We start from the raw sequence: 26,284 nt of genomic DNA on the forward strand, positions 1-26,284 counted from the left end.
GTATCTCTTGAGTTGATTATGGTTACCGGTTTTTGTTAGAGCGAGGCGTCAATAGACGCAATACGTACCAGCTTTTTGTTCACAAACTCATGGATACCTAAGCTGGAGAGCTCTCGTCCGTAACCTGAGTTCTTGATACCTCCAAAGGGCAGATCAGGACTTGTCCAGGTTGGCTGATTTATAAATACCATGCCGCTATTGATAAGACTGGCTACGCGTTTGGCACGGGCAATATCTTGGGTAAATACCGAGCCGCCCAAACCAAAATCCGAATCGTTGGCCAACGCTATAGCTTCTTCCTCGTTCTTGACCTTGAAGAAAAGCGCGACGGGTCCGAACAGCTCTTCCCTGAAGGCTGAATTAGTCGGTTTAATGTTGGTCAGGATCGTTGGTTGCAGGAAATAACCCGGGCGATCAATTCGTTTGCCACCTGTCACAAGGGTTGCGCCATCGGCAACGGCGCGTTCTATCTGATCCAAAAGCTGTATCAGGGCCGATTCAGTAGACAACGGGCCTAAATTTGTCGCTGAATCCATAGGATCTCCGGGTTTAAGGGACTCCAGAGCCGCCTGAAATTTTTCGAGAAAGCGCTCAGCCAGAGCTTCGACGACGATGAAGCGTTTGGCGGCGATGCAGCACTGTCCGGTGTTATTCATTTTGGCCCAAACCGCCCAAGCAACTGTTTTATCAAGATCAGCATCTTCCAATACAATGAAAGCGTCATTGCCGCCTAATTCCATTGTTGATTTCTTGAGATTTTGTCCGGCTCTCCCGGCAACACTTTTTCCGGCTTCCAAACTACCGGTCAGTGCAACGCCCTTAATTCTGGGATCGTCAATTACGCGGGCAACCTGTTCGTGCGAAATTTGCAGATTAGTATAGGTGCCAACCGGCGCACCCGCTTCCAGCCAAAGCTTCTCAAAAGCAATGGCACATTGCGGAACACATCCTGCATGTTTCACCATGACAACATTACCCGCCATCAGATTGGGCGCAGCAAAACGTGCGATTTGATAGTAGGGAAAGTTCCAGGGTTGAACACCGAAGAGAACACCGAAGGGAGCACTTTCAATGGTTGCTTCGCCTGAATTTGGTTCCAGCTGTTCTGTTGCCAAAAAACGCTCGGCGTTTTCAGCATAATAGTCGAGAATGTCAGCGCTGAGCAGAACTTCGCCCCTGGCTTGGTCGATAAGTTTGCCCATTTCTTGCGTGACCGGACGGGCAAACTCTTCAATTCGTTCGCGCATAATAGCGGCGGCTTTTGCAACAATAGTTGCCCGCTCCATAAAGCTTGTATGCTGCCAAGACTTAAAACAAGATTCGGCGTTTTCCAGCGATGTTTCAAGTTGTTGGTCAGTGAGTTCGTCGAAGGTCTTTAGAAGTTTGCCATCGAAGGGATTAATGCTTTGGTAAGCCATGGAATCGTCCTTTTATTGTGTTGTCTATAAATGCCGAAAAAAGTCGGCGTCTTTGTTGTTAAGCCTCGATAATTACTTTAAGTGCTTTTGTGTTTGCCGCTTGCGCAAAAGTCTCGTAAGCGTCAAGAATGTTATCGAGTTTGAAATGATGGGTAATCAGTAACTTGGGATCGATTTTTTTAGCTCCCACTACATTGAGCAGCATGGGTGTACTAACGGTGTCGACCAGTTGTGTAGTAATGGTTACATTACGATCCCACAGGTTTTCCAGATGGAGATCCACTTTTGTTCCGTGTACTCCGGCGTTGGCAATAATGCCGCCTGGCGCAATAATGGTTGTGCATAACTCGAAGGTGGCTGGAATGCCAACCGCTTCGATGGCGGTATCGACACCACGATCATCGGTTATCTTCATAACGGTTTCCAAGGCTTTGCCATCAGCGCTATTAATTACTGAGGTTGCACCGAAGCGTTTTGCGACGGCCAGGCGATTATCGTCGAGATCTATCACGATAATCTCGGCTGGCGAATAAAATTGCGCGGTAAGTAAGGCCGCCAGCCCGACAGGTCCGGCACCAATTATTGCTACAGTGCTGCCCGGCTGAACTTTACCGTTTAACACGCCGCACTCAAATCCTGTTGGCAGAATGTCACTTAACATGACCAGAGCTTCTTCGTCGGCACCCTCTGGAATGCGATAGAGACTGGTGTCTGCATAGGGAATGCGGACAAATTCGGCTTGTGTTCCGTCGATGGTATTGCCAAGTATCCAGCCGCCGGTAGTGCAGTGAGAGTACATTTTTTTTCGGCAATAAGTACATTTGCCACAGGCACTGATGCAAGAGATTAGCACCCGGTCTCCAGGCTTGAAAGTGGTGACAGCTGACCCGATCTGGTCAATAACACCAACGCCTTCATGGCCAAGGATACGACCAGGCTGACAACTCGGTACATCACCCTTGAGGATGTGCAGGTCAGTACCGCAAATAGTTGTTTTGGTAATAGTGACAATCGCATCAGTAGGTGCGGTGATTTCCGGTTTTGACCGGTTTTCCAGAACTTTTTCCCCAGGTCCTTTATAAACGAGAGCTTTCATAGATGGCTTCCTTAGGTTTTTGTCAATTAGGCCCGGCAAGCCAAATGTAGCATGGTCGAGCAGAAGTAGTGGTAAACAGCATATAACACTACTAGTGAGTTGATCTGTGCGGAAGAACACATAATGACCATATCAGGTAAGTTCTTTATGCTCAGAAAATTGAACGTAATAAAATCAAATAAGTGGCAAAACCATCGAAAAAAAAAATTTCATTCAGAGCGTGATAACGTTTAAGTTTTCTAAAATTTATCCGTTCTGGCAAGTACGTTAGAGTGGTTAGCAAGATGAGTAGGAACTTACGCTTAAATTTGGTTATGCTGGATATTTGTTGCAAAATGGATTCTATGCATTGCATAAAAGCCTTGGGCGTATCGGGTTATTATCGTCGCTGACTACATCTTCAAATACTGGGAGGCTGTCCGGGAATAGGAGTCGTAGCGAGTGGAAGCCATTTTGAGTCAAATCTTTGGATCATTTAACGCAAATAGAGGTTCCATTCAACGAAAATGAGCAGAAAATCTGGCTAAAACAACTTTTCCGCAGTCGATTTTCTATTCACGGGCAGTCTCCTGGGAACCGCTTTATCTTGGCTTTAGCTCCTCTGCAATAAATAATTAATTCTTTATTGGGATTCCCGGATACTCAAACTATAATTTGCTTTCATCATATAATTCTGAGTATTTTCAAACTACAGTTACCTTTTATGAATAACGTAAACGGAGTTGTCAAGCATTAACCCGCACGAACTGAACAATGCCGTCGAGTTTTCTATAGTCGCTGATAGACCATTGGAAAGAGATCTGGATCATACGGGGTTTAATAAACCTGGCCCAAAGTTTCTTGGTTTGCGTTTGGCAGCACTGGATCTGATGTTATTCCGTCATCCATCCCGCTCATGCCGGCGACTTGGATTTTCTGCGGCTGGGTCAGGCCAAGTTCGCTGTTATTAGCCTGGCAACTTCCTCGGTAATGGCAGCGACTATCGCCAACCGAGTTTTATACGTCGATGATAGCCTGGTTTCCTTCAGTTTATGATGGTAGTAACGAATGTCCTCATTTTTCTGGGGGCACTGATGGTATTCAAGTCCAAATTTGGGAAAGTAAAACACAAAGGTTTGCAGGAATACGATGTATTGGCGACGACGTTACATACCAGCCTTTGATAAAAAATGGCTGCGCAGCGACAATGGGCAAAACGAACCTTGGCTGGGTACGGAGGTATACAATCCGTGGCAAATTTGTCGACCAGCGTTGAAAATATTTACAACATGAAAGCATTTTCCTTTGATCCGGGCATGTTAAAAGGGCTTGTTGCCCGTCAACTTTTACATTCCCCTCATCAACCTGAAACCCTCGCTCCGCTCTCACTTTGGAGAAGGAGCTTTAGGACTTGTGTAGATAACTATGCTCTGGAGACTACCATCATGCCACGGAAACTAAAACTAATTATATCCATCCTGTCGTAAGCCCTGTTTCATCCAATTGGAGACTTATTAATGAATACTGATAAAACTAAATCATCAGATAAGGTTGCCTGTATCAAGTCAGACAAAGAGGCAACAGATACCCTGGTATGGGCGGCGGTTCATGAGGGGATTGTCGATCCGACGAAACAACTGATTAAATGCGATTTTCGTGACGCTGGTGAACCTTGGAATAAACGTCGTGAATTTGGTAAAGCCCTGCGTGCGAAAACGCCTAGAGAAAGCCATGCCGATTGGCAACCGGCCGCAGATCGCTCTGATCCTGTAGATATTGTCATAGCGACTAATGAAGGCCGTCAGGCGCATCTAATTCCCCTACGCATGAGTAGAATGGCGGCATCACCGTTCACTTTCTTGCGTGGATCGGTTGCAATAATGGCCAGGGATCTTGCCGGAACACCCTTCACTGGAGTGAATGTGGTGATGAACGGAGACGCGCATATCAACAATTTCGGACTATACGGCACCCCGCAGCGGGATGTAGTTCTCTATCTTAACGATTTTGATGAGGTTACCATCGGCCCCTGGGAATGGGATCTGAAACGGCTTATTACCAGCATTAATGTACTGGGCAGGGAAAACGGTCTGAATCGACGCGAGCGGCGTCTTGCTGTTAGCGGTTGCGTGGCCGGCTATCGCCAGAAAATGGCAACACTCCAGGATATGGGAGTGCTTGATCTCTGGTACCTCCATAATGTGGTCGATCGCCTTGATCCGAAACTTGTAAAGGTCGACTCAAAGTCGGGTGCAATCATAAAAAAAGCCGTCGAAAAGGCTCGCAAACAGCATAACGCCAGTTTGCTGGGCAAAGTCGCTGAAAGAGCCGTTAACGGTGCCTGGCGTTTTAAGGTAGATGCTCCAGAGCTAACAAGTGTAGACGAGGAAACCAAGGAAAAAATCATTGATGCCCTCAATGTTTATTCCACCACAGTAGCTCCAGAGCGCCGCTTTATGCTCCACCGTTATCATGTCGCGGACGTGGCACATCGCGTTGTAGGTGTCGGCAGTGTGGGCACCCGTGCCTATCTGGTATTGCTGTTTGGTAATGGCGACCACGATCCCATTTTCCTTCAGGTCAAAGAAGCCCTACCGCCCGCTCATGCGCCCTATCTGCCAGCGTTGCCAGAGACATTCGCCCACGATGGCCTACGCGTCATTTTAGGGCAAAGGGTTCTGCAAGCCTCGGGTGATCCACTGCTAGGCTGGACCACTATTGATGACAGGCCATTTTATGTACGGCAAATGAAAAACATGAAAGGCTCTATCCCGATGGAGTGGCTTTCCGGCACACCCTTTAATTTCTTTTCCAGAGGAGCGGGTATTCTATTGGCCCGCGCCCACGCACGAACCGGCGATGCAGCAGTTATCGCAGGATACTGCGGAAGCTCGGACGTATTGGACGAAGCACTTGCCGATTGGGCCGAGGCTTATGGTGATCAGACTGTCAATGACCACAAGGCATTATTGAAAGCAATTGAATCTGGATGGGTCATAGCCCGGTAAAGGTAGACTATTTTGTTATTAGTGAGGTGAGTTGTGAATAAAGAGTTACGCCGATTAATTAGTTACTGGTTGTGGGCATTGTCCATGCTGTTCATTTCTTTCGTGAATGCAGGAGCTATCTTTATATCTGTCGATTTAATCCAAACAATAAAAAAAACCAGACTGTCTTTTATCCATTTTTTATTTTCGCTTGCATTACTGAGCGGCGTAGCCTGGACAATACCTGCTTGTGCACAAGCCGCTCAGACTGGCGACTTGACCATGATTTCAGCACAAGCGAAGGAAGATTCGACTGAAGCCTTATCAGTTAATTTTATGAATCGACATATCTTTACGATTCGTTCGGGAGTTTTTGGCTTTACTCAAGAGGAACGAGCGCAAGGCATCAGTAACCGTATAAAAATGGCCATGGAAAAAGGGGGTGACGATCATGTATCGATTCGTTCCACACCCGAAGGTGGCCGATTTGTCGAGCTTAATGGTATGGCGGTATTTCAAATCAGACCTGTTGATCTTGATCCTGTTACAGGTGAAGCGGTAGATGAAGCTGTCAAAAATGCTGCACAGAACCTTAAGATGGCTGTGCATGATGCCAGGGAACAGAGCAATACTCATGTCATGCTCAAAGGCATTGGATTTGCAGTATTCGCAAGTATATTTTTCTATCTGGTTTGGAGGCTAATCTTTTGGGGAGAAAATAAAATAATTAGCCGCTTACAAAAATGGATACAAGCCTGGGAAGCCAAATTGGCAATAGCTATTCATCCACAACAAGTGTTCAATGTTCTGGGTTTTTTAGTACATTTTGCTAAATGGGTATTAGTGATGATAGCGAGTTACCAATGGGCAACATTTTGTCTACGCAGGTTTCCCTATACCAGACCCTGGGGCGAAAAACTACAAAGCTACCTGATGGACACTATTGGGGGAATCCTGTCGGCTATCGTAAGTGCTCTGCCTGGTCTTTTAGTAGTTTTTCTTATTGTGTTACTCACCCGCTTCACATCGCGATTGTTAAAAGCATTCTTTGCCAAGATTGAATCAGGGGCAGTCACCGTTTCGTGGATGGCCCAAGAGACAGCCAAACCGACGCGCAAGCTCTCTCAGGCATTACTTTGGCTGTTTGCTTTTGCTATGGCCTATCCCTATTTTCCGGGTAGTAATACTGATGCATTCAAGGGTTTGAGTGTTTTAGTCGGTATCATGCTTTCGATAGGGGGTTCCGGTGTTGTAGGGCAAGCGGCGAGTGGATTGATCATGATTTATTCCCGGGTTTTACGTGAGGGGGAGTACGTTAAAATAGGCGAGATTGAGGGCTTGGTCACCACGGTGGGTATTTTTTCGACCAAGGTTAGAACATCCAGTGGCGAAGAAGTTAATATACCCAATTCATTGATTGGCAGTTCGGCGACATTTAATTCATCCCGATTGGCCGAGGGCAGAGGCTTGGTCGTACACACTACCGTAACAATAGGATACAACACGCCTTGGCGACAAGTTCACGCCATGTTGATGCAAGCCGCCCAGAGTACCTCCGGGCTTCGTTCCGAGCCTAAACCATTTGTATCGCAGACTGCACTTTCTGACTTCTATGTCGAATATCGGCTCTGTGTACAGGTTGATCGCCCCGAAATTCGCCGAATTACGCTGACGACGCTGCATGCCAATATTCAGGACGTGTTCAACGAATTCGGTGTGCAGATCATGTCGCCTCACTATGAAAACGATCCATTGGAGAAAGTCTGGGTGCCCAAGGAGCAATGGTTTGAAGCACCTGCGGAAGATGGCAAGCATGGCGAATCAATTTAGGGGGTAAGATTATTTCTGGGAACAGTCTTAGCCTTATCAATATCAGCACTTTCGTTACCTCTTCAGCAGAAATCAGTCTGAGGCTAGAATCACCTCAAAGGCTGATATATTCATGGTGTTGGTTATACGCTACGTGGTGGCACTACGTTGTTATAATAAAGATTTTCTTGGTTATAGTAATACTGCCACGCTGAATTTCATGGAATATAAATTATGTATTTTAAAAGGCTAATATTATGAAATATCAATTCGCAAGCAACGCTTGCTTAGTTGTCTTAATGCCGACATTGTTGGTATTGGCGAGCGGTTGTTCCACGCACCAGGTGATCTCATCGCCAACCCCGCAGACGCAGTCAGTAGCTGCCGTTGAGTCCAAAGCAATGGAGCCGTTATCGGATATTGAATCCTCACCCGTTATCGAGCCCAAAGCAATAGCAGCACTCCAGAAAATGGGAGGACTTCTACGAACACTGAAAACCTATAAGGTCGACTTTAAGGTATCCAAGGATGAAGTTCTCGATTCAGGGCAAAAAATCATGGTTGACGGAACTTCTGAACTGACGGTGCAAACACCTGACCATTTTCATTTCTCGACCAAGATTGACGAGGCACACCGCGATCTCCAGTTTTTCTATGATGGCAAGACATTTACTATCTATGGGAACACTAACAAACTCTACGCATCGGTGCCTGCTGCTGCCACCATCCATGAGTTACTAGACGTGGCCAAAGTACGCTACGACATAGATTTGCCGTTTAGGGACTTGTTCAGCTGGGGTACCGACACAGCGGATGTAGCCGCTATTCAGTCAGCTATATATATTGGTCCAACCAAAATCAACGATGTGCCGTGCGATCATTACGCGTTCCGGAATATGGACGTGGACTGGCAACTATGGATCCAACAGGGCAAAACACCGTTACCGAGAAAGCTGGTTATTACGACCAAGACAGAAGAAGGACAGCCCCAATACGTTTCCGACATGGATTGGAAACTATCGCCAAAGATTAACAATAAAATATTCACCTTTGTTCCGCAGAAGGATGCCTACAAGATCGAATTCGCCGTAACTAAAGTTGCTGCTGAAAACACGAAATAAAAAACTGGAGATCATCATGAGCAATTCAAAACTATTCACCCGGTCTATCACTCTGTTTACGACAATGAGTCTAATCATCGGAACCGGATGGATGCTGCCAAAGGATGTAGTGGCTCGGGATGTTAGAGGTAATACGCGAGTTAATGTTAATCAAGGCGGTAATTTTAATCGTGGAGCCAACATTAATCGCAGCACTAATATCAACCAACACACCAATGTTAACCGCAATACTAATATCAACCGAAACACCAACGTGAACGTTAATCGTAACGTCAATGTTCATGGTGGTGGTTACTATAACCACAACCATAACGACGGTATCGGTGTTGGCGGTGCAATTGCCATCGGCGTTGCAGGTATGGCAATTGGGTCGATGATAACAGCCGCCGCGCTACCCCCCTCTTGCAGTATGGTGAATATTAATGGCATGACTTACCAACACTGTGGCAGCTCATGGTATCAGCCTCAATATGCCGGATCTCAGGTCAATTATATCGTAGTTAATCCACCTAGATGATTTAAGGGGGTTCGGATGTCAGGCATCGGCTTATCGACGAACCTATTCCTAAATGCGGTGCCAGTTATCTTTATTGCCACTGGTTTAACGATTTTGGCGAGGCGTTATGCCGATCTTTTTTACCAATATCAAGCCAAAATAACGACCGGAAACCAACCGCAGCGAGTCGAAATCCTGAATAATTGGGTGCGTCTTCGACACTCCGTTTTGTTTTTTTATAGCACAGCTTTCGCTTCAAACCTTAACTGCTTTGATCAGGCGTTATTTTTGAGTTAAACCGCAGAGAATTTACCATAGCCCAGCAATACAATAGATTCTCATAGTCAAAAAACTAATGATATTACCCATTGGGCAAATAATTTTTGAATATTTTAAACATTCAACTAGGTTCTGTTGACGTTTCACCAATCCGGTAGAATAAGTCGTTTTGAATGAAATGAAGCGGATAACATTAAGTGATGAAGAGTGGACTCGTATTTTGGCAAGCTTAAAAAAATTGCCTGGAGTTCATATCGGTTTACCCGATATTTGCAGGCAGTTTGTTAATGCCATTTTGTGGATATTACGTACGGGAGCACAGTGGCGTGTATTACCGTCAACGTATGGTAAATGGAATAGCATCTTCAAGCGTTTTTCACGTTGGTGTATCAATGGCATATGGGGTGAAATTCTCTGTCATCTTGCTGAAGACGCTGATTTACAAGATGTTTCCATGGATGGTTCAGTTATTAGAGCACATGCCTGCGCAGCTGGAGCGGCATATAGTTCTGCTGAGAATGAAGCACTTGGGCGCTCCAAAGGTGGATTTGGTTGTAAGATTCACGCGCTTTGTGATGGCTTGGGCATGCCCATCAAATTTATCCTGACAGGCGGGCAGGAGGCTGAATGCAAGCAAGCCATATCTTTATTGGAAAATGTTAATGCTTCAGCCGTTTTAGCAGACAAAGCCTACGACACGAACGAGTTGCGGGAGTGGTTAGCCAGTCGTGAAATAAAAGCGGTTATCCCACCTAAATCGAACCGAAAAGAAGATATTGAGTGCGATTATTGGCATTATAAGGAGCGGCATGCCATTGAATGTATGTTCGGTAAGCTCAAGCACTATCGCAGAATTGCTACACGATATGAGAAAAAAGCTATTAATTACATGGGGATGCTATCATTTTCCTCGGTGCTTTTATGGCTGAGGTGAAACGTCAACAGAACCTAGAATTAATTATGACTACATTACAGCAGTCAAACATCAAGTAATCGTTCAAAAGTAAATTAACATTATGGTAATGATTGCGAAGTATCACGCAGGCTTGAAGGATCATTTTTAGCTTTGTAAACTTCGTATATCACCAGACGGCTGTCCGAGAAAAGAAAATAAACTGCGAAATAGCTATTTTTGCCGTGTTTTCTGCTCATTTTCGTTTAATAGAACAACTATTTGCCTTAAATGACCAAAAAATCTGACTTAAAATAGCTTCTCCTCGCTACGGTTACTATGCTCGGACAGTCTTGCACTCAGTCGATCTGATTTTGTCCGATGCTATATCAGTAATTTCAGGTTTATAGCGCTAATTTTACTTAACATATCAATGCTGACTGAGTACTAGTACTTTTTGATTAAAGACTTTTGACCAATAACTCAACAATCACCGATTTTTTAATCATTAGGATACCGAAAATGATAAAAGAACGAATGACTAAAAAAGCTCAAAGCCGTTTTCCAACTGTAGCATGTCTTGGCGTTGCCTTACTTGCCGCCAGTGGACAAATCAACGCTCAAGATTTGGTTGATAATCAGGGTGTTCCTATTACCGCAGAGAAGAAATATAGCTTTGGAGAGGTGGTCACTGAATCGGTGACAGGGGATGTATACTCCGACGAAGCGGCTGCAAATTGGCAAGATCTTTCCTACAGCAACCTATTCAGCGCAGGCTGGGACAAAGCGTGGTCCAGTCCTCCGAATGGCGGTGGCGGCGCGCCGCGTCAGGGTTGGTTAAACGCCTATGATGGTGTCTTTTTCCGGCTAAGTATTAATATCTTCGGCTGGCAGCACGGCAATGGCGGCGACGGCTATAGCAACAATATCGTAAGCTATACGCCACTCAACCAGCGCATGGAAATTCAAACCAACATTCCAGTCATCGCCTCAAGCCAAGGGGTCTCCGGCAGAGAGACTAATTTTGGCGACTTTGTAATTACCCCCCGTATCATTCTTTCCGAATCCAAGAATGTCACGCAAACCTTCAATCTGAACTTCCGCACCCCCACAGGAGACGTTTTCAACGGTAATCATGTGGCATCTATTGGGCCGCAGTATAACTTTTGGGCCAATTCATGGAAGGGTCTGGTAGTCCGTGGTGGCGCAGGTTTCTCAGTTCCCTACAGTGGCGATATTACCCGGTCTGGCGCACGGTCAACGTTTGACGCCAATCTGGCGGTGGGTTATTACTTTACCCCGCACGATTACACGCCGGTTGGTGATATGGTCTGGTACGTTTCAACCAACGTTAGCCAACCGATCGATAATCGCGCTGCGACCAGTAATACCTTTGTATCTATGACGCCCGGTTTTCGCACCCACGTAGGCCAGAACTGGTACCTGCTTGGCGCTGTAGAGGTTCCCGTGACGAGTAATGCACCCTACGATTATCAGGTACAGGGCGGCATAATGAAAGTCTATTGATTAGACGAAGGAATACAAGAACCGTAACGATAGTGGAGTAGAAAGCCGAGTAGTCTGCAGAAGCTGTTGGGTTGGAGTGACGACTGCACGGATGCATGAGCAATTGCCGAGGAAGATAAATCAAGCAGTTACATCTCCCTCAACCCAACCTGAAACCGTCGCTTCGCTCTCCCTTTGGAGGTAGTGAAGTGAATTATACTCGGTAAACTTGAATGGCAGTGGACACGAAGGTTCAAGTGGTATCAAAAAATCAGCTGACCATGCTGACTTTTTAAGATCGAAGGGCTACAAAATTTATCCCGACAATATTTTGGAAAGTCTCGATATTGGGCAATTCCAAAATGAGGCATGTAAACTTACCTTGCTGGAAGATACATAACCAGGTATTAAATTTGAAATGTATAACAAGCCTGGCAGACATTTTTCATAATGGATGTGCGTTAGTCTAACCCTATTATTTGTTATACAACTAAATTAGTTACTGAAGTTTCCTAAAAATTTATCAAGCCACCATGCGTAACAATACGGCAACCAGCCAATTTTTCGTGGGTTTGCCGGGTTTGGGGCAAACCCTATCAAAATCCTCATTGAGAGCAGCTTCAGCGATAAGCCGTCGAACATCTGAAAAGGCAAAACAGGTTCGCCCCTTCACTTTATGCCGACGTTCCGGATCAGCTTTCATGCGATTCGCATAAATCCAAGTAATCGTTGACGCCATTAAACAAAATTGCAGATGGTTAGTCACGGCTTGAGCATTGCGACACTGGCTTGTCCGGCTGCCGATATCTTGTTTAAGCTCCTTAAATCCGGATTCGATACCCCATCATAAAAACACCTACAAATTTACGGCGACGTCCACGCTGTCCGGGTCCCTGTGCCTCAGGCTGGGCGAACAACACGTTATTGCAGCGCAGCCGAGATAATATATGGAAACAATCCCCCAATACTTTTCGGACCTGCCGCCACAGACTCTGGTCGCCAAACCAACTATCGGTAACAACCAGTATTGGCGATGTGGGAAAATAATGCCCAATGCCTATCAACATCTGCCCTGCCAGTTACAATTTAGTCTGAAAAGGCACCATCACACCTTTGGTTTTGGCAGTAACCTTTTTCGCGTCAATGGTTTTTTTTGCGAAGTAAAAACGAAAATCTAAAAACAAACAGGCCCAACGACCTTTAACTTGCTTCAGCAAACCGACCGCAACAAAGTTTTGTGCCCATGGATACTGGCTTTGATTAGCTTTGGCGGCATGATCAAAAATTGTCTCGCAGCCGAAGATGTTTTTGCCTATCTTGGGATTGATATAGTCGTCTAACGCCACCAAGAATCGACCTTCTGTTTCTGGCGAAGGTATTAATCCCCAAACAGTTTGCCAAAGCTTCTGCCAAGGTAAGGTCGAAGACGCCATGAACGTGTAGAAACGCTTTTTTTGTATCTCAATACCGAACAACGCTATCAAGGAGCGTAGTAAGTTAGAGGTCATGGAAGAGGTAAACGGGCCGATGATTGCCAGTAAGGTGTAGGCAAATAAGGAAACCCGTTCATGTCCCAGTGCGGTATCGGAAAAATGGTCTTGGAGGGGGCGTAACAGATCGCGTAAAATGAACATGAATGAGGATGTTTTTATCGTATAATCAATAGGTTATAATCGTATATTATACAATAAAACAAGGCCTCATTCATCAATAACTGATTGTTTTTTAAAGAACAACTGGGTGATTTGTAAATACATAGTAGAATTGACTAATATTTTTCGAAAATTAGCATTCTGTAATGTTCTCACTCATAAAAACTGGGAAACTTCAGATTTAAGATATTCACCGCTCAACATCTTATGAAACAATACTGTCGTTTGCTCAAACTCACCTACCCCCGATTCTGATGAACTCCGTTACCAACCAATAACCAAGCGACTTTTATTAGCAAGCGTCCATTTAAACATGACAGCGATAGCCAGGCTTATGGCGATAACCAGCGGTACCGTCACCATGAAGCCAAGTGTTCCGGGAAGAAAATTAAAACGTTTAAAAACGGATAAATAATCAAAGAAATAAAGAATCCATGGATGTATAAAATAAATAGCAAAACTGGTCGAGGCGATATATTTTAAAAAAGGTATCTGTTTATCGTTAAATTTCTGTATTACTGATAACAGGAAAAAACACATCAGTATTTTTTGGAAAATAATCAAATCAATGCCTTCATAAGACAGCAAGTGCTCTTTATGAAAACTACCATACTGCTTGTAGATTAAAATTTGTGCGGCCGATAGCAAAATAACAGAGAGGCCTAAAATAAAACTTTTGCCTTTTAAAAAATGAAATACCTGTTCTCTTTTTATAGAGCACATAATACCTAGCATATAAATAGGAATAAAATAAATGACAGAATGAAAGGTCGATAAATTATGCGCTGGACGATGAATCAAGCTGGAAATGCATAAGAGAAAAATAAATAGCCACAGTTGGACCTTGATAGGTAGTTGTATTTGTTTAATAAAGAGCGGTGACAGCACAAAAATAATCATTATAAAAGGCACATACCAATAAGCATCCAATATGTTGCCTACCAACCAGTATTGGGCGCATAGCCAGATATATTGATGCCAATCGTTTATTTGGTTAGTGATGAAAATTTCAGCATAAGGTGGACGATCCAAATAGAAAACAAAACAGGCAACACCGGCGAGCGTTAGCAAGGTATACGGTAGTAAAACATATTTCGCTTTTTTAAAAATAAATTGCTGGTATTGAAATTTAGGATAAAAAACATGATGAAAAAAGAAACCGGAAATAAACACAAATAAAATAGTGCCTCCGGTGATTAGGTTGGCAAACACTTTTTCATAAAATGATTCTATAGCCCAGTACGTATAACAATGACCGGCAACTATGGATAATATAGCTAAACTTCTAAAATATTCAAATGACTTTAAATGCATGTTTTTCCATTAAAGTGACTAATCTTATTATCGTGAGCATACTGTTAAAATGAGCTCTGCAACATCCGAAAATATAAAATGCCGAACAGTCCAATGATTGTCATAGAGCACAACCTATTGATTGTTTGACTCATAATTAAGTTTTTTGTCTTCAGTAGACATCCTTACTCAGTAATCGCTATCAAAAACTAAGCTCTTGGACTACTTGGCGGGCGCATCAAAGCTTTGGTATCACTATAGCCTCTACTATAGGTTCATTCAGTGCGCTAGCGTACATGGAAGTTGGTTATTCATTCAGTAGATGAAATTGAACAACTCAAAGAAATATTTACCAGGATTTTAAATAATAAAATCATCAAAAATTTGTGATGAAACAGGGTTAACCGCAATTATTAGTCAATTTGAAACAAAATTTGATTAGGACGAAGATTTGTATTTAAAAATTTCTGACTTTACGGATTTGCACCAGTTTATAGTTCAAACTGATGTTAAGTAATGACGAGCCGAATAAAATCATATTTGTACCCAGTAATAAACCAAGCGGCCAAGACCATGTTTCTGGCCAGACGATCCATATAACAACGGCTAATATTAAAGACGTGACACCGTTTAATAACATATCATTCCACTGAGCGAGTCGACGCATCATAAATCCTAAGCATACTTTTATAGTACTCTCCATTATGAAGAGAATGACAAGTAGCATAGTCAAAGTAATTCTGCCTTTAATAGGTTCTACCGCTAAAAAATAAAATCCTATAGCAAACTGGAATAATCCAGTAAATAGAAATAGATTTAATCCAGGAATAGTCATAAACATTAAACTTCTGACGAGTTGCAATAACCCCACGACTAAAAGAAAGTTTCCTAAAACGACAGAAACGCCTTTAGGGATAAAATGCGGTACGATGTATGCTGCTATACCTAGAATAATGAATAAAACACCTTCTGCAGCATACAATTTCCAATGCATTTGAATGTGATCGTGGATTTTATATTGTCGTTGCCGCAATTTCTTGCTATTAAATTCAGCATTCATAATCGTTCGTGTCGGTTAGATTTATTTATTATCAATTAATACCCTTATTTTTCGATGAAAATTTTTTCAGGATCTAATGTTGCAATACTTCGGACAGTTTTGATAGTTGATACTTCACGAATAATAAGGCTTGTGGTGTTTTTTGGAGAATAAAATCAAGCTTGTGTAAAATTCGGCGTCGCATTAAATAATAACCAGTTATTGAAATAATTCGTCAAACAACATATCATTTCAATAACTTAAAACTGTCTGAACTATTGTAGTCAGGCGTTCGACTTTCTTAGTAGAATGGCCCTCACCATTGATTTTATTTCCAGGAAATGCGGAAAGAGTTAATGGAATAGCTAAAACCAAGACAAAGATTATAATTTTCTTGTTCATATTTAGTCACCTTATTCCTCATGGTACAGAACAGTAATAATCTTCTATTCTTGATACTTACTTTAACCATGAAAAGTGCAAATAATGTGCAACCTTTAATTGATCGATCAATAAATAGGAGTAAGCGCGCTGCTTTCTCATAAAAAATTAACTTTCTCAAGCATGGAAGCCAAGCCTTCTCGGGAGTCCATAAAATTTTCAATACTGGCTTTGAGTTTTATTTATAGACTTTCAGATAAATAACATCCCGTTATCGTACAAAAACATTGATTTTAAAATCTTTTTTATTATTAGATTTTGGGAGTCATAATTTATGAAAGACTATAATATCAAATCATTTATTCAACAGCGCCTCTCTTATTGACGACCATCCGCTGTTTAATCGCCAATACTGTCATATTGCTTTGGAACCTGCATATCGTTGGTAGTAAATTTGAAAAATAATAACACCACCCAGCTGTCAACTTTCGCCGTACCTACGCTAAGAAAAGACTTACCCCGCGTTTTCCCAGTATGCGTATCACGCAAACTAATCGCAAATTCCGCTAAAGCACGATTGGTTTCTTTTTTATACAACGAAATTTCAGGGATACTCACATTTCCTATTAATGGAATCGGTACCGTTATTGTTGGCATTCCTACTAATGAACTGGTGTTATCTATCGATAAGGCTCCCGTTCCAATCTCAGCAATCGTATCCCCCTCTTTAAGGTCATCAACTAAAACCACACCCGCATCAATAAAATGCCTACGAATAGCGTGTAGCGCGTATTGTTGATTTTTAACATCAAAGGTATTAAAGTTTTTCGTATAAATAAACGTTTTTCCCAAACTACCACTTAAGTTTGCAATCGCTTCTCCTTGAGAATTCATAACCAATAAATTAGCGGCACGGTCAGCGGCAGTAGAGACTAGCATTTGATCAAGCGCGGTTTGTGTGGGTAAAGTCGTTTGCCACATAGTACCGCAACCACTTAAAGTCAAAACCAAAACCAAGTGTAGCGTTTTTTTTATCATCATGATTTTTCAACTTATGTATTTTTCAGAAGAATAGAGAGTAAGCATTGCCTAAAAAACAACGAGAGCTTGAACCCCAAAATGAAAAGGTTACTGATGTCGCGCACTAATAATTTAGCCCTTAAGCAAGACTTCTAAAGCCGTCTTTCTCCGGCTAAAATCCTGTTGTCGTATCGCCATGCTAAGGTGCTTCTGGTGCCAACAAAGACCTCTAAAGTTTCACAGGAATGTTCTGAATATCTTATCCATCAAGACTTTCAACTTGTTCTCAACTAGCCAAAAGTAGTCCGTTCTGACCGTGTAATTTTTAGGCGATTTAAACTGCCAGGCTTTTTCGTACCAAGAACAAAGAGTTTGTATTTAATATAGGCGGACGTAGAGCTTCATTGGGTAACGCTATCTCAGGACATAGGGCATTATTTTCGAATGGATTACACATTTAATACCTGAAATCTTTGGCTACTGACGGAGGAATGCACGTTTATTCATGATTGATCAAGCTGACACCTTCTTGGAGTTAATGGGGGGTCTTCTACAATACAGCTTTTATCAAAGTTGTCCCAAGTAATGATGGACAATTTGTCTATTAATCAATTTAAGATACAGATTTAACATTTATTTTTGGTTACATCAGGCCTTAGCGTACGTTTCTATCCTATTAGACTTCAGACTTCATAAGTTATTCATGAACCAATTAGTCATGAATAAGGTGCGAAAACCTATTTCCGGCTACTGGTTGGCGATTCTACACACAAGACCGAACTTGTTCGGTGCGGTAACGAACCGATTGGAAATTAGTTCACGATGCACATTGCGACAGTTGCTTTCAATCACAGAAAATCTGTCCGAAGTATTGTAATGAGCATTAAGAAAAAAGCTTTTAAAGTCGCTTTGAAAAATTAATTTAGGGAGGATATCTTTTTTCGATATGAAATTTATATGTAGTTGCCTTGTTTAGGGCATAGGTATCTTTCCATTGTCGTAATATCAGTTGACTCACTAAAATTGACTGACAGCTTTACGTGTGTATGCTGTCATTAGGAAATCTGGCGTCAATGTCGCCGGTGGGTAGGTAGTGATCCTTCATTTTGACAGAGCAAGTTCGGCCAACAGCGGCCAGACGGTTACTCCCAACCAACGTCTACAATATGTTCAATTGCTGTCGTCCGGCTATAACATTGATCAGAAGCCAACAACAATCTCTTAGCACTTAGGTGTAATGCTTCTTCAAAATTGACTATTGAAATAGAGACTCTCATGAGAGTCTCTATATTTGTAAACAATTTATTTCATTATTCGGTATTAAGCCGCTTTATCTTTCCGAGCAAAACCAGTCAGGCCTAGCAGGCCAGTACCAAACAACCAAACAGCTGCAGGCACGGGGACTGCCGCAACCTGTTGAGTCACATTAACGTATGATAAATGATTAGCTTTGGGGTTGTTCCAACCAGAGAAACTTAACACTGTAGAATTGGACGTGGCGAGTAAATTGGCAAATGTATATGTTGTGGCATCTGGCGAGTTTGTAGAGGTCTCTGTATTTATCGTAGCGCCACCCCAATTAGTCACGAAACTAAAATTTTGTGTTACTTCTGTTCGTAATATATATGACAACGTATAAGTATTGCCTGCTATTGTGCTTAGGGTTTGGGAAAGTGTGTCGATGCCGTCAGAAATACCTGCCCCGTTATACCATTCGCCATTTTGAATGCCTTGATATCTGCCTGTTGCTGTCCACCCTGCGCCTCCTGCAATACTAAAATCCCCGTTTTGCACCAGATTACTTGTAGTACTAGCATTGGCTTCCGCGAAACCGCTTAAAATAATTAAAGTTATCATTATTGTGTTCATTTTGGATTTAGAAAAAGTATTCATTTTGTATATTTCCTTAAAATTATTTCATTAGGATTATTTACAACCCGGCAGGCCTTTTAGGCTCCGTGGCTTTCCGTCCTTATCTTGCAATAAGTTTGGCTTGTTCATCCATGAATCATGCACACCTGGATAAGTGAGACACGAGCGTGCAATTTTATTAAGCAGATAACTTTGCTTGACCATGAATACCCATAGTATTTATGTAATCTTTAAACTACGATTCGAATATAACAGCTAAAAATAGCGAGTCAAGCTTCGAATTGTAACAAAATGTAACAAGAAATCTAAATACACTAAATCTATGAACCATGCTGAGCAGAGTGAAAAGCATCATTCGTGACACCGGCATAGTATTTTGGTGGCGTTATTGAGTGGAACTAGATTGGATAAGCGGAGCATTAACGATGGATTGTATACAATATTAATCCAATAGTTTACAAGTAGAATAATAGCGTTCTCGCTGTGCTTTTGTGTATAGCACTACTAAGAAGTAGTTGCTGTAGTACTTCACAGCAATCAGTTTTGTTCGGTAGTGTCATTTAAATTACTAAAATCGACAGTCCGCATTCTGTGAGTATCCTGTCATTTGAAAATATGGCGTCAATGTCGCTTATGGATCGCTATGCATAGAATCTAACTAGTACTTGAACGGTAATAAATTATTTAATACAAAACAATAAGTTGCGATAAAATAGGCCATTGAAAATTAAATAACAGCCTATTGGCGTATAAAATGCTTAATTCAAGTAACTTACTGATAATTATGAATAATATTTTCATCGAAAAGGGCTTGGCGAAAGCGACCTCCCGGATAAGCGCCTCAGCTTTCAAATTCTCGTTGGAAAACTCCCGATGAGAAAGGTATTTCCTCCACAAATGAGCATCGGTCAACGCGATATTGCTGATATCAAAATAGATGTTTCCTCCCGTGATGACATTCCGATCATCTTACTGGGCGTGCAACACATTTATACCACTCAGCCATTAAGGGATGCTGTTTTTAAAATACTGGAGGAAGTGGTGCCTACTAAAATTGACGCCGAAGTGACAAAAATCGTTGCCATCGACAAAGGCCGCCCCGGTATGAATCAATGGTCGATTTTGGTGTTAGGATCGCTACGCGTAGGACTGAATACAGACTATGATCGCATTCTGGAGTTGGCCAATCAGCATAACACCCTACGTGAAATGCTCGGTCTTGGTTGCTTTGATGCCGACAAACGCTATCGCCTGCAAACCTTGAAAGACAATCTCAAGCTGTTTACGCCAGCGATCATGGCGCGTATTAGTACTGAAGTTATTCGAGCCGGCTATCAATTACCTGATCTGGATATTCATGCGCTGATCAGAGGCCGTTGCGATTCTTTTGTGTTAAAAACCAACGTGCATTTTCCAACCGATATCAGTTTACTACATGACGCGATCCGGATTCTGATTCGGACGTGCGTCAAATGGAGCTTGCAACATGCCTTGCCTGAATGGCGATTGCATAAGCACAACCTGTCTAAATTTAAAAGGCGCTATCGCACGCTGCAAAAACTCAACCATTCCACGTCAAAAAATGACGCTATCAAGGCCGCCAAAGCACTTGAGATCAAACAGTCCTACCAGGACTATATTGATTTGGCAGGGTTCTATCTTGAGCGTACTAAAGCCAGTCTGTTGACGTTAAAAAATGACTTTCACATACCAGAAGTGTTGCTTACCGACCTGAGCACTTTTAGCCTGCATGCCGAACGTCAAATCGAGCAAATTAGACGCCGCGCTATTCAAGGTAAAACCATTCCCCATGATGAAAAAGTCTTTTCCCTGTTCCAGACCCACACCGAATGGATCAGCAAAGGCAAAGCCGGAGTCCCGGTTGAACTGGGCTTGCGGGTCTGTATCATGGAAGATCATCAGGGCTTTATCTTGCACAGTCAAGTCATGCAAAAAACTACCGACGACAAAGTCGCCGTACCGATGGTTAAAGCGACTCAAGCAAAATTCCTACGCTTTAACGCCTGTAGCTTTGACAAAGGCTTCCACAGTCCCGCCAATCAAACCGACCTGAAAGCCCTCCTTGAGCAAGTCGTTTTACCCAAAAAAGGCAAGCTATCCAAAGCCGACCAGAATCGTGAATACGCAGCGGAATTTAAACAGGCAAAAAAGCAACATTCCGCCGTAGAATCGGCTATTAATGCGCTAGAAGTACATGGACTGGATAAGTGCCTTGATCATGGCATTGAGGCTTTCGAGCGTTATGTTGGCTTAGCCGTGTTATCGCGTAACATTCAAAAGCTCGGCACAATTAAACGCGACATGGACCGGCTAAGGCTTTTTAACGGGCAACAAAAACTAGTTGCCTGACACTTTTTTGAGAACAGCCAACAGGTTCCACAGGAAAGGTGCGCTTATAATTTATGATTGTTAGGAATAATTCTGAAAAACTGATGGTAAAGCAGAAATTGAGTCGTTTGTTCCACCCCGGAAATATTTTTCCAAAAAATATTTCCGGATGTTGAGCTGGTTTTTTTGAAAAGTGGCTTTTTCGTTCAGGCACTAACTATGAATAGAGATAATTTACAAACCACGCATTATCAACGACTACCAGTAGAGTAGCTATGCATAGTTTTAATACCGAAAGGAAATGCAAAAATTATTACCAACTGGATGATAACTATAAACGGGATATGCATGGCGACATTCAAGCAAGTGTGCTATGAAATCATTAACTGAAGAGTGCCAATTGGCACTCAAGCAGGCATCTTCATATGTGATGTTTGGCAGATGTCCATTGACTTGTCTGAAGGAATAAATTTTCACCTCAGAAATCATGTAAAACTATGTAAAGTTTTTTAACTAATGGCTGATCGAAGCGTCTGTGAAATCAGGTTATGCAGCCGATAGCATTTTAAGACTATTCATAGTTGCCCACTATACATAGGGGTCGCTATGGATAGCTATCCATAGCTGCCAACAACGGACAGACGGATACTCCCAATCAACGTCTGCAATATGTCCGATTGCTGTCGTTCGGCTGTAATTAATTAATTCATCTTTGTCGGATTCGAAAGCGAAATTAAGGTGAATCCCACTAACAGAAAGTATTTTTTGTGATGTTTTCTTGATATTGATAGCTCCAATGTACAAAAAATTGAGCCCAAGCGGTAACGGTTTGGCGCGTAATTACTTTTTGCCATTCAGGGATGCAGCAAGTGCTCTGCACCCCTATAAAGCCGTTGACGTGCCTAATAGTTATTTCGCCTCGTCAACCATCTGCATGATTTTTTCTTCAACTTCATTGGCAACTTCAGCTAACGCCTTGTCTTGGGAGAGTGTCAAAAGCATCTGTGCCGGTTTGATAAGTCCAATCTTGGTTTTGCCTTGCTCAGTGTACACCGAAATACGGCAAGGCAACGCCATGTTCAGGCGCATGTCGATGGATAAAACTTTTGCGGCCTGACTCGGATTGCAGACTTCAAAAATTTTGCACTCATTGTCAAATGCAAGACCTTTACTGCGAAGGGTGTTGCCCAAGTCGTGGATATGTAACACCCCGAAACCATGGTTTTTAACAGATGACTCCAGATCGGCCGATGCTTGGGTAAATGACTTGTCTGTGTCAACGATGTAATACATGCAAACCTCGAAGGTTGTGACTCACAATTGAGTTTATGGTGACGACTATACTCCCCATTAAAAACATATTCCGTTTAAATCGCCATTAAACGCCTAAAATAGCGTCAAATAATTCCTGACTTATGAATTGCGGAGTATATTTAAGACCTTGATTCTTTAGCAAACCAACGAAAGCACGCAAATGATTCTTCGAACCTTCCAATAAGTTTTGGTACGTTGTTTTCAATGCCAGATTTTTGGTAGCCGCGATGGCATTCATCAAATCCAGTATGTCCTTATCCTCGATTGTTGCTCCCACTGTCAGCGCATCGTTGTAGGATGAAATCCCCTGTACAATTAATTTATCGTAAAGCTCTTGTAGATCAGGGTTAGTAAAAATGCCGATCCCGGGCAAACTGGGATCTGTCAGCCCGAAAAGATTTATTTTTTTAAGAATAACATCCATATGCTGTTGTTCCGATGAGGAAATGTTCTTAAAAATATTCATATTCCATGTTTTGTACAATTCTATATAGACATCGCGCGCCAGTTTTTCTTCCTCCCGCATAAAAAGTAGGTTCTTCTGTTCAGCCACGCTAAGTGTGGTGACGCTTTGCTGTGTTTGAAGTCTGTTCGCTTCCGATGAAGGCCCCCGAGCCAGCGCAGGAAAAGCGCTTAATAAAGACAGGATTAATGCAAATCCAATGAGTTTTTTAGTAGTAGTTTTCATGTTAATCACCTTTTTATCAATCAATTAATAAAAGCCGCGAGGATCTCGCGTTGCTGTTGTTGGGCACGCTCCTGATTCTGATCGTGCGTTTGTTGGCGCATACGATCACGTTGCATATCACCTGATTCGTTGAATGAGCCTTGCTTACTGCTTTGCTCCAAGCCTTGCCCCTGGATTCCACCTTGTCCGCAGCCGCGGGCTTGGCTATCAAGAGCGGTTACTGCAACCAGGATGAACAGCAAACTAATTAACGACTTCTTCATGACAATTCTCCTTGGAAAGTGTTGAAAAACCTGACGCTGTCATCAGCGTTCAGTGTAACAGCCTCATAATTCAAGGCTTGCGCTTCACCTGGGCAGACTGAAGCTGGTAGGCATCATGGAAGGCCGCGCATGTATTCATGGTTGAGCTCAATTACCGACGCGTATGCTTGGGATCTTTTAGTGTTTCTGCCTCAGTAGCGATACGGTCGAAATCTTGATGGACTGACGTACCCAGTTGCATGAATGTCGGCGGCAGTACATCATGAAGATGATTTTCGGCCTTATGCCATATTGACGCCCAATGCTCGCGCCTGTTGTGCGACTGCGGTCATATCATCAACAGACAACGCCGCCAGAATAGCTTGCGTTCCGGACAATAGTTTGCACATTTCGCCCAATACATGGGCGCGTTGTTCGGCGTTCAATTTGATGGCTTGACGTTGATCGACCTCCTCAGCTATAGCAGTTATACTTGCCAGACCAAGCACCAAGGTCAGACATATCTTTACGTACCCCGACTTACAGGTTCTCAAATTAAATTTGGGGGCAAGTGGATTTTTCATAGTTCAATGCTCTTTATTAGGGTTGATTAATATAATAACGCTACAATGTTTCCCGCGGTTTTCATAAATGTAACAAGTTGTTTCAAGTTGTTACAAAGGGCGGTATCTTCGCGATCTATAATGTTGATAAGGCTGATTGAATGAATAGATCTGAAAACAAACAATGCATTCTTATCATTGATGACGACACAGCACTCCGTGATTTGGTATCGGGTTACCTAGGTTCGAGCGGCTACCAGGTAGTCGAAGCGGGCGATGGGACGGCGATGCGAGCAATGTTGAGTGAGTATGCTGTAGATTTGCTGGTACTTGATTTAATGCTGCCTGGTGAAGATGGTTTGAGCTTGTTACGATGGTTGCGCGAACATCATGGGCCGCCGGTGATTATCGTTTCCGCACGCGGCGACGAAGTGGATCGGGTGGTCGGGTTGGAGCTGGGTGCAGACGATTATCTCGCTAAGCCCTTCGGTCCGCGCGAACTTTTGGCGCGGGTCCGCGCGGTATTGCGTCGCGGCGAAACTATCGCGCCTACGGATAAACAGATCCTAAATTTCGGTCCATACCGTCTGCATCTCAATAGTCATGTCATTAGCCGGGACGGCCTTGAAATTTCCCTGACGTTTGGCGAATTCAACCTGCTACGGGTGTTGCTGGAGCATGCTAATCAAGTACTATCGCGTGATCATTTGATGAGCTTGCTCAAGGGTTACGAGCGTTTACCCTTCGACCGTAGTATTGATGTGCGAGTCACCCGCCTGCGCCGTAAAATTGAACCTAAACCAGACGCTCCTGTTTATCTGCGTACCATCTGGGGTGAGGGTTATTTGTTCACCCCCCGAGGTGAGGATACGGAGTGAAAGAACGGCCTTCTTTTTTCCGGCGTACCGCGCTCACCGTTGCAGTCGGGCTGTTGATTTTTCAAATTGCCTCCGGTGCGGCGATGTTTGTCAATTTGGTATTGCCGCTCGCCCATCGTTCCGCTGACGATCTGGCTGATTTACTTATTTTGTCTGCGTATATTTGGGACGAGTTGCCGCCAGAGAAACGCTCGGCTTTCCAAGTTGAACTACGGGAAAAATATGGGCTAAATTTACAAGAATCAGGAGCCTCGCTATCTGATGAAATCGGGCTTTATCCCTACATCCGCTTTCTACGCGCGGCTCTTACTGTCCGCCTGCCTCCCGGACAATTAGTCAGCTTATCAGAAGACGCGCACGAACACTTTCAAGTAGAGTTTACCCAAGAAGGTCGGCGACTATATTTTGAATTTTCCAAGGTAAAAATTACACCGCGCCCAAGTTGGGCACTGATTTGGATCGCCATGTCCGGCATTTTAGCGACCCTTTGCTTGGCTTGGTTGTTGGCCCGGCGGGTGACTGCGCCGGTAGCTAGGCTGGCAGAGGCTGCACTAAGAATCGGCAAGGGCGAACAAGCACCCTTGTTGTCAGAACAAGGTGATGCCGAATTCGCCGATCTGGCGCACGTTTTTAACGAAACCTCGCGTCAGCTCCAAGCGCAACGGGAGAATCAGACCACCCTACTGGCAGGGGTGTCTCATGACCTGCGTAGCCCTCTGGCACGGATGAAAATGGCTCTTGGAATGCTCGCCGAGGAGTATTCTTCACCGCTGCTGGTACGCATAGAACGCGACATTGCGGAAATGAATGAGTTGATTGGCGACCAACTGGCACTGGCGCGGGCTCTAGAAGCTGAAGCCGCAGAAAATACCGATATTGATGCGCTGCTGGTCGATTTGATCGAAGCTGCCGACACCCAAGCGCCCGGCCGATTGCAATTGCGCGTCGACGGCTGCCGATGTGAAGCTAAGATAGCTCCGATGGCCTTACGGAGATGCATCGGTAATTTACTGGATAATGCCTTACGGTATGGCGGCGAACGCGAGATTCAAGTGATACGGAGGCGAATTCATAACACGATTTTTATCGGCGTACGTGATCGAGGCCCTGGCATTCCACCTCAGCTGAGGGAGGCCGTATTTCGCCCCTTTTATAGAATGGAACCCTCGCGTAATCGCACCACCGGTGGCAATGGCTTAGGTCTGGCCATTACCCGGCGACTCGTCGAAACTCATGGTTGGCAAGTGGCTCTCAAATCGCGTATAGGCGGTGGTACCTGTATCTGGCTGCTGATTTTCTAGTTCCAGCGCGTAGGATGGGTAGAGGTGATAGCCGAAACCCATCATAATTGCTTCCTTATGCGATGGGTTTCGCGCTGCTCTACCGATCCTACTCTTGGCAATCTACGGG

At 43.5% G+C, this 26,284-nt stretch carries 23 protein-coding genes and 1 riboswitch; of the genes, 9 read left to right on the plus strand and 14 right to left on the minus strand.

Features of this window, described 5'->3' with window-relative positions; genetic code table 11:
* Positions 1-35: 35 nt before the first annotated feature.
* Positions 36-1,418 carry an NAD-dependent succinate-semialdehyde dehydrogenase gene (locus KKZ03_RS21140; RefSeq protein ID WP_243218738.1) on the minus strand — a complete coding sequence of 461 codons (1,383 nt, stop codon included), beginning with the start codon at positions 1,416-1,418 and terminating at the stop codon, positions 36-38.
* 58 nt (positions 1,419-1,476) lie between these two features.
* Positions 1,477-2,514, minus strand: coding sequence for a zinc-dependent alcohol dehydrogenase family protein (locus tag KKZ03_RS21145; RefSeq protein ID WP_243218739.1), 1,038 nt, complete (start codon positions 2,512-2,514; stop codon positions 1,477-1,479).
* Positions 2,515-4,010: 1,496 nt separating this feature from the next.
* Here KKZ03_RS21145 and KKZ03_RS21150 point away from each other — a divergent pair.
* From KKZ03_RS21150 to KKZ03_RS21175, 6 genes are all read left to right on the plus strand, one after another.
* Positions 4,011-5,501, plus strand: a complete 1,491-nt coding sequence (locus KKZ03_RS21150; RefSeq protein ID WP_243218745.1) for a DUF2252 domain-containing protein — start codon at positions 4,011-4,013, stop codon at positions 5,499-5,501.
* 33 nt (positions 5,502-5,534) lie between these two features.
* On the plus strand, positions 5,535-7,310 hold the full coding sequence (locus KKZ03_RS21155) for a mechanosensitive ion channel family protein (RefSeq protein WP_243218750.1): 1,776 nt from the start codon (positions 5,535-5,537) through the stop codon (positions 7,308-7,310).
* A 236-nt stretch (positions 7,311-7,546) separates the two neighbouring features.
* Positions 7,547-8,410: a DUF2092 domain-containing protein gene (locus KKZ03_RS21160; RefSeq protein WP_243218752.1), complete on the plus strand. Its 864-nt coding sequence runs from the start codon at positions 7,547-7,549 to the stop codon at positions 8,408-8,410.
* A 16-nt stretch (positions 8,411-8,426) separates the two neighbouring features.
* Positions 8,427-8,927, plus strand: coding sequence for a hypothetical protein (locus KKZ03_RS21165; RefSeq protein ID WP_243218753.1), 501 nt, complete (start codon positions 8,427-8,429; stop codon positions 8,925-8,927).
* A 436-nt stretch (positions 8,928-9,363) separates the two neighbouring features.
* Positions 9,364-10,119, plus strand: coding sequence for an IS5 family transposase (locus tag KKZ03_RS21170; protein ID WP_243217187.1), 756 nt, complete (start codon positions 9,364-9,366; stop codon positions 10,117-10,119).
* Between the two features lie 480 nt (positions 10,120-10,599).
* Entirely contained in the window at positions 10,600-11,604 is a 1,005-nt protein-coding gene (locus KKZ03_RS21175) for a hypothetical protein (protein WP_243218754.1), read from the plus strand.
* Between the two features lie 502 nt (positions 11,605-12,106).
* On the opposite strand, the gene KKZ03_RS21180 is transcribed toward KKZ03_RS21175, so the two are convergent.
* The 8 genes from KKZ03_RS21180 to KKZ03_RS21215 all read right to left on the minus strand — a co-directional run bounded on the left by KKZ03_RS21180 (position 12,107) and on the right by KKZ03_RS21215 (position 18,861).
* Positions 12,107-12,349 (minus strand): hypothetical protein, encoded by a 243-nt coding sequence (locus KKZ03_RS21180; protein WP_243218756.1) that lies wholly within the window; start codon positions 12,347-12,349, stop codon positions 12,107-12,109.
* A gap of 55 nt (positions 12,350-12,404) precedes the next feature.
* On the minus strand, positions 12,405-12,650 hold the full coding sequence (locus tag KKZ03_RS21185; protein ID WP_243218757.1) for a transposase: 246 nt from the start codon (positions 12,648-12,650) through the stop codon (positions 12,405-12,407).
* Positions 12,651-12,662: 12 nt separating this feature from the next.
* Positions 12,663-13,217, minus strand: coding sequence for a hypothetical protein (locus tag KKZ03_RS21190; protein ID WP_243218758.1), 555 nt, complete (start codon positions 13,215-13,217; stop codon positions 12,663-12,665).
* 282 nt (positions 13,218-13,499) lie between these two features.
* A complete protein-coding gene (locus KKZ03_RS21195) occupies positions 13,500-14,549 on the minus strand; it encodes an acyltransferase (RefSeq protein ID WP_243218760.1) in 1,050 nt (349 codons plus the stop codon).
* A 436-nt stretch (positions 14,550-14,985) separates the two neighbouring features.
* A complete protein-coding gene (locus tag KKZ03_RS21200) occupies positions 14,986-15,588 on the minus strand; it encodes an HdeD family acid-resistance protein (RefSeq protein WP_243218762.1) in 603 nt (200 codons plus the stop codon).
* A 231-nt stretch (positions 15,589-15,819) separates the two neighbouring features.
* Entirely contained in the window at positions 15,820-15,969 is a 150-nt protein-coding gene (locus KKZ03_RS21205) for a hypothetical protein (RefSeq protein WP_243218764.1), read from the minus strand.
* A gap of 378 nt (positions 15,970-16,347) precedes the next feature.
* Positions 16,348-16,989, minus strand: a complete 642-nt coding sequence (locus tag KKZ03_RS21210) for a DUF6655 family protein (protein WP_243218765.1) — start codon at positions 16,987-16,989, stop codon at positions 16,348-16,350.
* 1,299 nt (positions 16,990-18,288) lie between these two features.
* On the minus strand, positions 18,289-18,861 hold the full coding sequence (locus KKZ03_RS21215; protein ID WP_243218768.1) for a VPLPA-CTERM sorting domain-containing protein: 573 nt from the start codon (positions 18,859-18,861) through the stop codon (positions 18,289-18,291).
* A 35-nt stretch (positions 18,862-18,896) separates the two neighbouring features.
* Positions 18,897-18,971, minus strand: a riboswitch (cyclic di-GMP riboswitch).
* 742 nt (positions 18,972-19,713) lie between these two features.
* Between KKZ03_RS21215 and KKZ03_RS21220 the strand changes: the two genes are divergently transcribed.
* Positions 19,714-21,210: an ISNCY family transposase gene (locus KKZ03_RS21220; RefSeq protein ID WP_243218774.1), complete on the plus strand. Its 1,497-nt coding sequence runs from the start codon at positions 19,714-19,716 to the stop codon at positions 21,208-21,210.
* An 888-nt stretch (positions 21,211-22,098) separates the two neighbouring features.
* Here the strand turns inward: KKZ03_RS21220 and KKZ03_RS21225 are convergent.
* The 4 genes from KKZ03_RS21225 to KKZ03_RS21240 all read right to left on the minus strand — a co-directional run bounded on the left by KKZ03_RS21225 (position 22,099) and on the right by KKZ03_RS21240 (position 24,017).
* Entirely contained in the window at positions 22,099-22,482 is a 384-nt protein-coding gene (locus tag KKZ03_RS21225; protein WP_243218776.1) for a DUF302 domain-containing protein, read from the minus strand.
* 85 nt (positions 22,483-22,567) lie between these two features.
* On the minus strand, positions 22,568-23,191 hold the full coding sequence (locus tag KKZ03_RS21230; RefSeq protein WP_243218783.1) for a DUF2202 domain-containing protein: 624 nt from the start codon (positions 23,189-23,191) through the stop codon (positions 22,568-22,570).
* A gap of 20 nt (positions 23,192-23,211) precedes the next feature.
* A complete protein-coding gene (locus KKZ03_RS21235; protein ID WP_243218785.1) occupies positions 23,212-23,454 on the minus strand; it encodes a hypothetical protein in 243 nt (80 codons plus the stop codon).
* Positions 23,455-23,735: 281 nt separating this feature from the next.
* A complete protein-coding gene (locus tag KKZ03_RS21240) occupies positions 23,736-24,017 on the minus strand; it encodes a hypothetical protein (RefSeq protein WP_243218793.1) in 282 nt (93 codons plus the stop codon).
* A gap of 140 nt (positions 24,018-24,157) precedes the next feature.
* On the opposite strand from KKZ03_RS21240, the gene KKZ03_RS21245 reads away from it, so the two are divergent.
* Both KKZ03_RS21245 and KKZ03_RS21250 read left to right on the plus strand, forming a co-directional pair.
* On the plus strand, positions 24,158-24,874 hold the full coding sequence (locus KKZ03_RS21245) for a response regulator (protein WP_243218801.1): 717 nt from the start codon (positions 24,158-24,160) through the stop codon (positions 24,872-24,874).
* A 53-nt stretch (positions 24,875-24,927) separates the two neighbouring features.
* Positions 24,928-26,175: an ATP-binding protein gene (locus KKZ03_RS21250; RefSeq protein WP_243218809.1), complete on the plus strand. Its 1,248-nt coding sequence runs from the start codon at positions 24,928-24,930 to the stop codon at positions 26,173-26,175.
* The last annotated feature ends 109 nt before the right edge of the window (positions 26,176-26,284 follow it).

The sequence above is a fragment of the Methylobacter sp. S3L5C genome (genome assembly GCF_022788635.1).
Taxonomy (GTDB): domain Bacteria; phylum Pseudomonadota; class Gammaproteobacteria; order Methylococcales; family Methylomonadaceae; genus Methylobacter_C.